General features: G+C 39.6%; 8 protein-coding genes. 7 read left to right on the forward strand and 1 reads right to left on the reverse strand.

Annotation, left to right across the window (positions count from 1 at the left end):
• Positions 1–68: 68 nt before the first annotated feature.
• Positions 69–1,985: a transketolase C-terminal domain-containing protein gene (locus NIES592_RS13405; RefSeq protein ID WP_073555990.1), complete on the forward strand. Its 1,917-nt coding sequence runs from the start codon at positions 69–71 to the stop codon at positions 1,983–1,985.
• 342 nt (positions 1,986–2,327) lie between these two features.
• Complete coding sequence (locus tag NIES592_RS13410) at positions 2,328–3,647, forward strand: serine/threonine protein kinase (protein ID WP_062247229.1); 1,320 nt, start codon at positions 2,328–2,330, stop codon at positions 3,645–3,647.
• Between the two features lie 244 nt (positions 3,648–3,891).
• Here the strand turns inward: NIES592_RS13410 and NIES592_RS13415 are convergent, their stop codons facing one another.
• A complete protein-coding gene (locus NIES592_RS13415) occupies positions 3,892–5,541 on the reverse strand; it encodes a Ppx/GppA phosphatase family protein (protein ID WP_062247230.1) in 1,650 nt (549 codons plus the stop codon).
• A 401-nt stretch (positions 5,542–5,942) separates the two neighbouring features.
• Between NIES592_RS13415 and NIES592_RS13420 the strand changes: the two genes are divergently transcribed.
• From NIES592_RS13420 to NIES592_RS13440, 5 genes are all read left to right on the forward strand, one after another.
• On the forward strand, positions 5,943–6,830 hold the full coding sequence (locus NIES592_RS13420) for a 4-hydroxybenzoate solanesyltransferase (protein WP_073556064.1): 888 nt from the start codon (positions 5,943–5,945) through the stop codon (positions 6,828–6,830).
• 151 nt (positions 6,831–6,981) lie between these two features.
• Positions 6,982–7,593, forward strand: coding sequence for a hypothetical protein (locus tag NIES592_RS13425; RefSeq protein WP_073555991.1), 612 nt, complete (start codon positions 6,982–6,984; stop codon positions 7,591–7,593).
• A gap of 1,688 nt (positions 7,594–9,281) precedes the next feature.
• Positions 9,282–10,445: an endo-1,4-beta-xylanase gene (locus NIES592_RS13430; protein ID WP_062247232.1), complete on the forward strand. Its 1,164-nt coding sequence runs from the start codon at positions 9,282–9,284 to the stop codon at positions 10,443–10,445.
• A gap of 80 nt (positions 10,446–10,525) precedes the next feature.
• Entirely contained in the window at positions 10,526–11,284 is a 759-nt protein-coding gene (locus NIES592_RS13435) for a WecB/TagA/CpsF family glycosyltransferase (protein ID WP_073555992.1), read from the forward strand.
• Between the two features lie 72 nt (positions 11,285–11,356).
• Positions 11,357–12,784 carry a sugar transferase gene (locus NIES592_RS13440; RefSeq protein WP_073555993.1) on the forward strand — a complete coding sequence of 476 codons (1,428 nt, stop codon included), beginning with the start codon at positions 11,357–11,359 and terminating at the stop codon, positions 12,782–12,784.
• The last annotated feature ends 224 nt before the right edge of the window (positions 12,785–13,008 follow it).

A 13,008-nucleotide genomic window follows, 5' to 3' on the forward strand; every position in this document is an offset into this window, starting at 1 on the left:
CCTTCATTCTTCAACTGTCTATCTCAACAAATGTATGATGGCAATGAGTGAATCAAGGAAAATCAGTCATGACTAATGTTGTAGAACGTAGCTTTCCGATTGATTTAGGAGCCTACAAGCCCCTGGCATTAGACCCAAGCAATCCTACCCTCACCGATGAGCAGCGCCAAACCCTCAAAGCTAATATTCAGCTATGCCGTGATGCAATTGTTTTCTTCACAGCAACGGGAGCAGCTAGGGGTGTAGGTGGGCATACTGGTGGTCCTTACGACACAGTGCCAGAGGTGGTCATTCTGGATGCACTATTTAGAGGCGCACCAGATAAATTTGTACCGATTTTCTTTGATGAAGCAGGACACCGAGTTGCTACTCAGTATCTCATGGCTGCCCTGCATGGTGATCTACCTTTTGAGCAACTTGCTCACTATCGTGAAGCCCATTCTCGATTACCTGGACATCCGGAGTTGGGATTGACACCTGGTGTCAAATTTAGTTCTGGACGTTTAGGACACCTTTGGCCCTACATTAATGGGGTGGCAATGGCCAATCCAGGCAAAGTGGTGATTTGCCTTGGTTCTGATGGTTCACAGCAAGAAGGTAATGATGCGGAAGCAGCACGCTTGGCAGTTGCAAAGAATCTCAATGTCAAACTGATCATTGATGATAACGATGTCACCATTGCTGGACATCCTTCTGAGTATCTGCCTGGTTTTAGTGTTGCTAAAACCCTCACAGGTCACGGAGTTAATGTCAGTGTGGGAGATCCGGAAGACATAGATGATTTATACCGTCGCATTTGCGAAGCAGTAACTACCGATGGTCCAATTGCTGTAGTCAACAAGCGAAAAATGGCTGTAGGGATCGATGGTATTGAGGGATCAACCCACGGTCATGATGTGATTCCAGTCGATAAAGCGATCGCCTACTTAGAAAAGCACGGACAAACCGCAGCTGTCGAATACCTCAAAAACATCCAAAAACCCAAACTACCCTACACTTTTCTGGGTGTGAGTGAAAAATGGGATTCTAACCGCAATGTCTTCGGTGATGCTGTGGTATCTGTCCTCAGCCGCATGAGTCCCGAAGAACGTAAAGAAAAGGTCATGTGTATCGATAGTGACCTCGAAGGTTCCTGCGGTTTGAAAAAAATTCATGATGCCTATCCAGATATTTTTGTCGCTTCTGGCATTATGGAACGGGGTAACTTCTCTGCCGCCGCCGGCTTCGGTATGGAAAAAGGCAAGCAAGGCATTTTCGGAACTTTTAGCGCCTTTTTGGAAATGTGTATTTCCGAAATCACTATGGCGCGGTTGAACTACTCCAACGTCCTGTGTCACTTTTCTCACTGCGGTGTAGACGACATGGCAGACAACACCTGCCATTTTGGTCTAAATAATATGTTCGCTGACAACGGCTTAGACGACGGCTATGAAACACGGTTGTATTTCCCAGCCGATGCTGGTCAGATGAAAGCCTGCGTGGAAGCAGTATTTTTTGACCCTGGGTTAAGATTTATCTACTCTACCCGCTCGAAAGTTCCCCAGATTTTAGATGAAAATGGTAACAACTTCTATGGCGAAGGTTACACCTTTGTTCCTGGGAAAGATGAAGTTGTGCGGGAAGGAACTGCTGGTTATATTATCAGCTTTGGTGATGGTTTGTATCGCGCCCTCGATGCTGTCGAAAAACTCAAACAGCAAGGAGTTGACGTTGGTTTGATCAATAAGCCAACACTCAACGTTATTGATGAAGAGATGCTGGCTAAAGTTGGTAAAGCACCCTTTGTCTTGGTTGTAGAAGCACTCAACCGCCGCACAGGCTTGGGTAGCCGCTTCGGTTCCTGGTTACTAGAACGCGGACTGACACCAAAATTTGCTCACTTGGGCATTCATAAAGAAGGTTGTGGTGGATTGTGGGAACAGTTCCCCTATCAGGGACTAGATCCTGATAGCATTATCAAGAAAGTCAAGGAACTAGTTAGCTAGCCATAAATTAGGAATAAGAGGGATGAAATTCAATCCCTCTTCCCAGAATTTAATATTTATTAATATTTGATATCAAGTTCGCATGATTACTTATAACTCCCATTTCACCTCACCCCGCCTCTCCTTGCCAAGGAGAGGGGCTATTCTTGTGAGATTTTTTATTTGATTAACCGAAGTCGATATCACAGATAAATTGGCGTTGCTGAATCAAGATATGAATTTACAATTCACGGGTATGACCAGATGTAGCATTGCTACGTCTTAGTTATTCAGTGAATTTACCATTTATTTTCTAAAAATTTGTTACATTGATATTAAATCACTTGACTGGAGTATTTATCCATGCTTGAAGCGGGGCAAGTATTGCGTGACCGCTACCAACTCAAACAAAAGTTGGGACAAAATGCAGGTCGTCAAACCTGGTTAGCTGAGGATATCGCAACTCAACCAGCAGAATTAGTGATAGTCAAGTTCTTGGGGTTTGGTGATCAGGTACAGTGGGATGATCTGAAATTGTTTGAGCGAGAAGCAGATGTACTTAAACAACTAAGTCATCCCCGGATTCCCAAGTATCGGGATTATTTTTCTATTGATGATCGTATTCTTTGGTTTGCTTTAGTTCAACAATATATTCCTGGTTTATCTCTCAAAGAATTACTGAATCAACGACAGAAGTTTTCTGAGGAAAAAGTCCGAAAAATTGCTTGTGATGTCTTAGAAATTTTGATTTATTTACACTCTTTAATTCCCCATGTTTTACATCGTGATATCAAACCAAGTAATTTAATTTTGGGTGAAGACAAACAAGTATATTTAGTTGATTTTGGTGCGGTACAAGACCGAGCTACAGCCCAAGGAGCTACATTTACAGTAGTAGGAACTTATGGATATGCACCCATCGAACAATTTGGTGGTCGAGCAGTTCCTGCTTCTGATCTTTATGCTTTGGGAGCAACATTAATTCATTTAGTTACAGGTATTTCTCCCGCAGATTTACCCCAACGAAACATGCGGATTCAATTTAGCGATCGCACTAATTTAAGCCCTCATTTTACAAGGTGGTTAGCAGCACTCACGGAACCCGATGTAGAGCAAAGATTTCAAACAGCACATCAAGCTTTAGAAAGTCTCAACAATCGCCTCACTACTCACTCTTCTGGTGTAGTTTCTCAACCTCATGGTAGCCGAATTCATCTCAAAAAAACGACCAGTTATCTAGCAATTAAAATTCCAGCACGAGGTATACAATCTTCTGATAGCTTTTTATTATTTTTTGTGAGTCTATGGTATGGAATTCTTCTTTTGTTTACAAAAGGTGTTTTCCATCCTTTTCTCTTAATTCATTGGATAGCTGGGTTGTTACCACTGAGTATGTTGTTATTTCCTGCTTTTGGAGAAGTATATATTCGTTTTGATCATAAATATTTTTTCATGGAGTGGGAATTATTTGGTCAATGCTATCGTAGAAAGCGAGGAAATACTTCAGCTATTCACGATGTCTGTGTCAGCCGTGAAACAATTTCTGTGAATAATAAACCCTTGATGGCGGTTACTATTGAAGCTGGAGTTCAAAAATACAAATTTGGTGCATTTAGTCCGGAAATAGCTGATGTAGAACAGCAATGGTTGATTAAAGAAATCAAAGATTGGTTGGGACTGTAATCAGAAAATCCCGCTTGAGACGACTCATCTGTCAGCCTGGGATTTAAATTCCAGGCTGTCGGTTGTACTCAATAAATAAACTAGTATTCGACCAAATTGATTTTGAGCTGTTTTTTCTTGGTGTCTCGGTGTCTTTGTGGTGAAAAAGATTATCTTGAAACCACCAAGACACTAAGACACTAAGAGTAATAGCACCACTGTATTGCAGGGCCCGGTAATCTGTCAAAATATGGCAAACTGGTAGCTAACCAACTAAAATAGCAGGTTTTTCCAAAGTTGCTACTAATTTCACGCCGAATTCTGACTCAAATACTCCTTTTTTATAATCTAAACTCCAGAGTTCTAAGGAGCATTCATCATCAGGACGAGACGGGAAAATTTGCATTTTTAATTCTCGTGTAGCTGGAATAAATTCACATTGCAATCGCTGAATTGCTCCTATTTGTCGACGATCTAAAGCAACTGCTAGTCTGAGAATTGCACTCAACTGACTAACCATTTGTCGGTGTTCTTTATGCACCAAATTGCGAAAATTTTCATGCTTTTTCTTAGGCGGAGATTTGCGATGATAACGGGCGATATTGGCGATGATTTCCATCTCGGTTTCGGTATAGCCAAGTAATTCGCCATTGCGAATTAAATAATATGAATGTTTGTGGTGAGAGTCATGGCTGACAAAATGTCCACAATTGTGTAGGATTGCCGCAGCCCAAAGAAGTTGTCTTTCTTCGGCTCCCCAGTTATGGAGTATACCTTGGGTTTGATCAAATATACTCAAGGCAAAGATAGCAACGCGATCGCTATGTTCTAAGTTGACGTGGTATTTCTTCGCAGTTTTCAGAACACTGCGCTGACGTACCGAACTTTGGTAGCGCAGGCGGTCTTCAATTAATCCGTGGGTGAGCATCCAGTCAACAATCACGCCTTCGCGCAGGGCGCGTTCACAGACTGTGATCGACTCTAATCCCAACAAGTTCATTGCTTCCTGTAATATGATTGCCCCAGCCAGGATCACTTCTGACCGTTTTTCCGGCATTCCAGGAATTGTCGCCCGTTCGACGTTAGTCATTTTCCGCAAGCGATTTACCCACTCGCGCAAGTCTTTTAGGCTGAACTGATAACCATTCAGCGTTGAGGGAACAAAACCCAATTTTTCACGGGCGTTGATTACTGCCAGAGTTTCAATAGTACCGGAAGTCCCCACTAAGCGCGGGTGTTCACCAAACTCTAGGTTTGCCAGTACCTCTTCAACAGAACGTTCTAACATCCCTCGTGCATAAGCTTGCAGGTATTGAAACTCAGCGTTGCTAATGGGATCAGTGTTAATTAATTCATTGGTGAGGCGAACTGCACCTATTTTGGTACTGGTAAGAGTTCGGGCTTGGTGACTATCTCCCAAAATAATTTCTGTGGAACCGCCACCAATATCAACAATTACGTGGGGCTGGTTATTAAATTCCATCCCCGACAGTACACCCAGATAAATCCGTCGTGCTTCTTCTGGCCCGGAAATTAAATCAATGCTCAAACCCAATTCAGCTTCTACCTTGTGTAGAAACTCCTTTCCATTGGGAGCTTCTCGTACGGCGCTAGTTGCTACAGCAATGATTGTTTCGGCGTTGAGAGTTTTAGCAACTTCTTGGAAACGTCGCAAGCAGGCGATCGCTCTTTCTATCACTTCTGCTTTTAAGCATCCTGTGACTAGATCGCGATCGCCCAATCTCACGGTTTCCTTTTCTCTACCAATAATGCTGAATGCTGGTAGTGTTGCTTCAATCCGCACAATCACCATGTGCAGAGAATTGGTTCCCAAATCGATTGCAGCGATGATTCGCTGTTGCTTGTCTGTTTGAGTGAGTGTACTCCCCCAGCTAGCAGAAACCAAATTGACCATTTAGCGTTCTCTCAGTAAATGAAGTAAAAGAAGGTAAAAGCTGACTTGCGGACGATCACAAAGTAGTGTCTGTTCACCAATTGATTTTCAGATTGACTCTGATGCTTGACTGTATCTGAGCTTTTGACTCACCCTGCAAGATCCACAAATTTGACTATTCATTTTGAGTCAAAGTTGCCACCTTAGCAGTTGCTTCTATAAATATCAAATAAAGTTATTCTATATATGTGAAGATGTGTGAATTAGTTGATGGTTAGTTGTTGGTGGTGAGTCCAGCCCCCGTCTTGGCGGTTCCCGTCACGATGGGGGACTGGCGAACCCGAAGGGTTAGTGGTTATTTCCCCACTCCTCACACTCCCCCACCCCTCACACTTCCCCCGATTCTTTATCCCCCATCCCCTATGCTCAGTACGCCAGAACGCAACCAGGAACCTACTTGGCTTGTGATCATCCGATTATTGCGGTGGCATAAACCAGAAGGACGACTAATTTTGATGATTCCTGCCCTATGGGCTGTATTTTTAGCAGCTGATGGAAAGCCGCCTTTACCATTGGTTGGCGTGATCATTTTAGGAACGCTTGCTACAAGCGCTGCTGGCTGTGTTGTCAATGATTTGTGGGATAGAGATATAGACCCAGAAGTAGAAAGAACGCGCGATCGCCCCCTCGCTTCCCGTGCCCTTTCTGTAAAGGTCGGTATTGCGATCGCAATAGTGGCTTTTTTCTGTGCAGCGGTTCTTGCTTTCTATCTTAACCCAATTTCCTTTTGGTTATCTGTGGCAGCAGTTCCAGTGATTTTGCTATATCCAGCCGCCAAACGGGTGTTTCCGGTTCCGCAATTAGTGCTATCAATTGCCTGGGGTTTTGCGGTGTTAATTAGCTGGAGTGCTGTGACACAGAATCTTTCTCAACCGACTTGGCTACTTTGGGGAGCGACTGTACTTTGGACACTGGGATTTGATACTGTTTACGCTATGAGCGATCGCTCTGACGACAAGCGTATTGGTGTGAATTCCAGTGCTTTATTTTTTGGTGATTATGCAGCGATCGCTGTTGGAATTTTCTTTGCTGGCACTATATTGTGTCTTGCTTGGTTGGGAATCGTGATTCAGCTTCACCTAGTTTTTTGGCTCAGTCTTGTAGTTGCCACTGCTGGCTGGGTTTGGCAGTCTGTTCGCTTAAATCAACAGGATTTACCTAATTCTGCATACGGTGAAATGTTCCGGCAAAATGTTTGGATTGGTTTTATCCTACTGGCTGGGATGATTTTTGGTTGCCTGTATCAGTGAACAGCTAGCAATTGATAACTGATCACTGATTCCATTACAGTGCTATAGTAAACTTTCTGTAAATTTTGCGTAAATGCACTGAGAAACTCTTCCGAAATTCTACGAATTTCGATAAAAGTTGGGTATACAACCATAGCTAACACCCAACGCAATGAAACGAAGTTTGCCAACAAGACGCTATGCGTCTGCACAACTTGTACAAATTGCCATTATTGTTTTCATTTCCCTTGGCAGTATTGGTATTGTTGGGGTAGGTTTCGTTTTCAGACAAGCTTTTAACAGTAACAATCAAGTTAGAACTATACAAGATCCCTCACGTTACCAAGAAATTCGTCATAAACTTTGGTTAAATCAAAATCAAGTCAGACATTTTCCTAATCATATTCCGCCTAATAGCTCGGAAGTTCGTCTTGCTTACTCTCGTGGTTTGTTACAAGGACAAAAAAACAATTTTTTTCAACTTAGGTTGAAACTTCCAGAACAACAGGTCAAGGAATTACATAATCAATACAAAGCTATAGCTAAGCACAGATATATAGGTGGTAACACCAATGACCACGCCAACCTACCTAATGGTGTGCCTACAACTTTTTTTTATACTAGTAACTCTCAAGAAGATTCCTTCCCTAACTCCTATGAAATATTAGTATTGGGCGCAAACGATAGAAGTGCTTCTAATTTTAAGTGGAATCATGGTGATAGTTATGGTGTCGCCATAGATCTGTCAGCTTCACAGATTATCTATTGGGCTGAAGAATGGTAATAAAATTAACAATACTTGGCTCTATTCCTTCTAGATAATAGGAATTACAGACGAACTTAGTTAGCCAGTTATTAACTGTATAAAACATGCTTCTACTGTAATAATCATTAAGTATTTTCTGTGAAACTTCAGAGTTTTGTGTCACACTGATATCTTGCACCTACGCCATATCCCGCCTTGGAATTTATCCCAAAGCTAGTAGCACAAGTCCGTTTCAACCGACTCGAAGATCTTCTTAGTCAGATTTATCTGACTTTAGCTATTAGCTAATAAATTTATTTATTGGCGCTCTGAAAATCTGGTGCAAGATATCAGTAAACGAAAAAATCTAATTTCTACCTACGGAAGCCGCTACGTGTCTACGTGCATTTCACGTCTAACGCGGTTCAAGAATCCATCCCGATTTTATGCAACGCCCAGGGAGCTTGTGTGCAATGACTGCAATAAATTAGGAATAAACAGGGAAGAAGGCTGGAAAAAAGCTTTAGCAAGCAATTTATCTCACTCATTAGCTTTTGTAGTTGATATTTTCCAGATAAACTTTAATTTTTAGAATATATTGCATTGATATATTTTTAATTGTAATTTTCTATATTTTTCATGTGCAGACATTGATAAAAGCTACTTAAATTACTTACTGATTTTGATTATTTGCAATGCTTTATTGTCAAACTTATATTTGATGCATGTATCAATATTTATCTTGACAATACTTTAATTTGTTTATGGTAAATATGATTCGCAAAGTAAAAATTATTCAATGGAATCATCATTATCAGCAACGATTTAATCAATCAAAGCAAATTTTCGCTAGTTATGATGAAAAATGACTACTTGAAATAAATAAGAACATTACTGTAATATTGTTGCATGATATGGATAGCTTTTAGAAAACCATCGGAAAAGAAAAAATGCTTTGTAGCAGCAACTAAATCACAGCATTTTTGGCTTTAAAAGCTAGTCAATAACTAAGTTTTTGTTTTACTTCTTTTGACAATTGCAAATTTAAGATTGGTTCTAACTATCTCATCTATGAAGCACAAAATCATATAATATTTGCTTGGATAGCTGATAGTAAACTTGATTAGTTTGCTGATCTACCAATGGATACATTTGTGTATTTGTAGTGTAGATGACTACAACAATTATTTCTTTTTATTTCTAAGGATGTAGCTAACAGTGACTTAATTATTTGTATAGTCTTAGAATGGTAATCTTAGAAATAAGTTGCCAGATTGATTACCTGATTTTATATCAATTAAAAATTCATCAACATATGACTATGGCAATTGATTTGGACTTAGATGGTCTTATTGATCTCAGTTCAGTCAACATGACCTGCTTATTATCTATTTGCTAATAAGTAGTTTGCTTGACAGGATAAAAGTATCTAATTGTAAAAAACAATATTAATTAGTATCTATCTAAAGTTTAATTGACTCCATTAGGAGAATTTTTAATATTGAATAACATCATGTAAAACTAATTGATTACGATCTAAAGCATGGGCATTGTTAAAAAATAACCAATGATCACTAATTATCAATTCCAAAGGATAATATAAGTTCTTAAGCGGACATGATCTAAGCTAGAAAAACGAATGTAAAAATCAGCTAACAAAAGCATATTAGGCATTTTATCCGACTATATGCGCATTTTTCTATAAAAGTCCCTTGTCTAGTCTATATATGTTCAAAAAAATGTCATTAGGCAGACGTTATTTTTTGTATGCTAGCCTATCAATTTTGACGGGAGCAAGCGCAGTTAGTATCGGAGAAAATAGAAATTTCATTTACAGTCAAGCACTTGATAATTCAAACAAGGACTTCAAAGTAGCTGGAAAAAAATCTTTGAAAGCTCGTGCTGCGGCCAAGGGATTAATTTATGGAGCCGCCGCTGTCAAAGATTATTTGGTGTCAAATACAAATTTAAAGACCAGCTTTGTTAGAGAGTGCTATATGCTGGTTCCGGATTATCAACTTAAGTGGGATAGTATACGACCTCATCCCAAAAAATTTGATTTTACTAAATCAGATTGGTTAGCTCAATTTGCACAGCATCATGGCATGTTTTTTCGCGGACATACCTTAGTTTGGCATCAAGCTTTACCTGTGTGGTTTAAGGAAGTAGCTAACCGCAAAAATGCAGAAAGTTTGTTGTTGGAACATATTACAACTGTGACTAAGCACTATGCAGGGAAAATACACTCTTGGGATGTAGTGAACGAGGCTATAGAAATAGATGATGAACGAACTGACGGGTTACGAAAAACGCCTTGGCTAGAGTTTTTAGGTACAGATTACATCGAGCTTGCTTTTCGGACGGCGGCGGCTTGTGACCCCAAAGCCATGTTGGTGTATAACGACTATGGACTAGAGTATGACAACTACCAAGATGGAGCCAAAAGAACTGCTGTTCTCAAACTTTTAGAACGATTGAAATCTAGAGGAACACCGATTCATGCTTTGGGTATACAATCGCATCTCATGGGTCACATACCAGGCTTTAATGCTAAAAAATTGCGGAGTTTTCTTGCAGATGTGGCTAGTCTTGGTCTGAAAATTCTGATTACCGAACTAGATGTGGTAGATCAGGAATTAACTTCAGATCCGATCGCACGCGATCGCATTATCGCAGGTCTTTATGAAGACTATTTGAATATTGTCTTAGATGAACGAGCAGTGATTGCAGTTTTAACTTGGGGATTGAGCGACAAATACACTTGGGTATCAAGTTTTTATCCCCGTTCAGATAAATCACCAGTCCGTCCTTTACCGTTGGATTCAAACATGAAATATAAACTGGCTTGGAATGCTATCGCCAGAGCATTCGATCACGCTCCAAAACGATAACCAATTTTTTATTCCAAAAACTACTTCCTATCTACTCAAGTATGCTTCACATACTTGACAATCTTAATCCAGGGTGAACCATGAAGATCAATATTTGTGGTGTAGAAATTGATCAACTTTGTTTTAATGAAGTTGTTGAAAAGATAGTCGAACACGTATTAGTAGGCAAAGAACCAAAATATGTTGTCACTCCTAATGCACAACATATTGTACTACTACAAAACAATGCTCGTTTTCGTGAATACTATCGTCAAGCTTTTTTAGTAGTACCAGATGGAGTTTCCCTATTATGGGCAGCGAAATTTTTGCAATCATCACTCAAGGGTCGGGTAAATGGCACAGATTTATTTGAGAAATTATGTGCGATCGCAGCTGAAAAACAGTTAAAAATATTTTTATTAGGAGGACGTCCTGGAGCATCTGACAAAGCAAAAGAAGTTCTAGAAAAAAGGCATTCCAATCTCCAAATAGTCGGCACATATTGTCCCCCCTATGGTTTTGAATCACAGCCAGAAGAACTAGCAATTATTAACTCTAAAATTAGAGAAGCAAAACCAGATATTCTTTTCGTTGGTTTGGGTTCTCCCAAGCAAGAATACTGGATTTATGGCAATTACAAAACTTTAAATGTACCAATTTCCATTGGTATTGGAGTGAGCTTTGAACTAGTCGGTAGTATGGTGAAACGAGCGCCATTATGGATGCAAAAATCTGGCTTAGAATGGTTCTTCCGCTTACTAGTGGAACCCCAACGCTTATGGAAACGCTATATCCTTGGTAATCCTTTGTTTGTTTGGTTAGTACTAAAACAACGTATAGGAGTTTCCAAATTTGAATAAAGATTTAATGTAGCATGGCTCTGTTTTATTTAGAGTTTATAAAGTTACAAAAAAATCAAGGTTGTCAAAATTATGACTACTAATACTCTCACAGTCACAACTTTTAAACCGGATTTGAGGTCAGCTAAAGGTACTACCATACAACGAGGATTAAAAATTAGGATACTGCGAGTAGTGACCTTAATTTTGTTAGATGTTATTGCTTTGACTTCTGCATGGACGTTAGCAGCATATTACGGAACAAGTATAGAATTTCTGTGGGCAGAACAAATCCCTTTACTCATGTTCATGTTAGTAACTGCAATTAGTGTCATAGCAGTTAAAGGACTTTATAAACCTGGAAAAGAGCGCCGTAATTATTTTGGTTTGATTCAAGCAGTATCACTAGCAGAAATTTTACTATTATTCATAGCCTTTCTTTACGAACCAGAAAGTTATGTTTCACGCTCTACTTTTTTGATATTTTGGTTTTGTTCTGTAGTGTTTGTTTGTGGCGATCGCTTCATATTTGATGTTGCGACAAAACAACTTCGTTGTCAGGGAGCGATTCGTCATTCAGTTTTTCTGATTACTGACAGCCAAGACCAAAAAAATCATATAAAGTTAATTGAACAAGAAAATTGCTACACAGTACAGGGAATTGCTGATCCTAGCTGTCTAGATTTGGTTAATCGAGAAGCGACTTTTGAGCATCTTCGCAAACAAGGTATAACAGAAGCATTTGTTTCTTGGAATGCTATCAAAAATCGTTTATATGTTTGCTGGCACTTTCAGACTGCTGGCATTATTTTACGAATCCTACCAATGGAAACTGATGTTTGCTATCCCAAATCAGTATTTTGGATGCTGGGTGAAGTACCTTGTATGACAATTCCAGCACCAATTATCGCAGGTAGTGATTTTTGGATCAAAAGGTGTTTTGACCTGAGTTGTTCAATTTTACTGTTATTATTGTTATCTCCTATCTACCTAGCAATAGCCATACTCATTAAATTAGACTCCCCAGGGCCAGTATTCTTCCGCCAAAATCGAGTCGGATTGCACGGAAAGAACTTTAAAATTTGGAAATTCCGGACAATGGTTAATAACGCAGAAAAACTGCAAGCATCTCTTGAAACCAACAATGAAATCAAAGACGGTGTTCTCTTTAAAATCAAAAATGATCCTCGGGTTACACGGATAGGTAAGTTTTTGCGCCTTTATAGTTTAGATGAATTGCCACAAATATTAAATGTTTTAGTTGGGGAAATGAGCTTGGTAGGTCCTCGTCCTCTTCCTAGTAGGGATGTCGAAAGGTTTAAAACCAAGCACTTTATTCGCCAAGAAGTTTTGCCTGGTATCACAGGATTATGGCAAGTTTCTGGTCGTTCTGATATTGACAACTTTGAAGATGGAGTGAAATTAGATATCAGTTACATTGAGAATTGGTCACTCTGGCTCGATTTGAAAATTTTGCTAGAAACTGTGAGAGTCGTGCTGCAAAAAACAGGTGCTTATTAATTAAAAGGCAGAGGGCAGAAGATTTAAAAAATTTATACTAATAATTCGTCCTCTGCCTTCTGACACTTAGTTTGAAGAATTCCATGTGATCAACTCACATCTAATGTCAATTAAAACTATGGCAATAATCATATTTTTAAAGTTTGTCTTCCCGTAGGATATAACGATAAACACCGATTGATTGATCTGTGTGCATCTGTGTACATCTGTGTTCGCTATTCATT

The organism is Fischerella major NIES-592, assembly GCF_001904645.1.
In the GTDB taxonomy this organism is placed as follows: domain Bacteria; phylum Cyanobacteriota; class Cyanobacteriia; order Cyanobacteriales; family Nostocaceae; genus Fischerella; species Fischerella thermalis.

Coding starts and splice junctions, on each gene's coding strand:
- NIES592_RS13405 (WP_073555990.1), top strand. CDS start 69: ATGACTAATGTTGTAGAACGTAGCTTTCCGATTGATTTAGGAGCCTAC.
- NIES592_RS13425 (WP_073555991.1), top strand. CDS start 6,982: ATGAAACGAAGTTTGCCAACAAGACGCTATGCGTCTGCACAACTTGTA.
- NIES592_RS13410 (WP_062247229.1), top strand. CDS start 2,328: ATGCTTGAAGCGGGGCAAGTATTGCGTGACCGCTACCAACTCAAACAA.
- NIES592_RS13420 (WP_073556064.1), top strand. CDS start 5,943: ATGCTCAGTACGCCAGAACGCAACCAGGAACCTACTTGGCTTGTGATC.
- NIES592_RS13415 (WP_062247230.1), bottom strand. CDS start 5,541: ATGGTCAATTTGGTTTCTGCTAGCTGGGGGAGTACACTCACTCAAACA.
- NIES592_RS13435 (WP_073555992.1), top strand. CDS start 10,526: ATGAAGATCAATATTTGTGGTGTAGAAATTGATCAACTTTGTTTTAAT.
- NIES592_RS13440 (WP_073555993.1), top strand. CDS start 11,357: ATGACTACTAATACTCTCACAGTCACAACTTTTAAACCGGATTTGAGG.
- NIES592_RS13430 (WP_062247232.1), top strand. CDS start 9,282: ATGTTCAAAAAAATGTCATTAGGCAGACGTTATTTTTTGTATGCTAGC.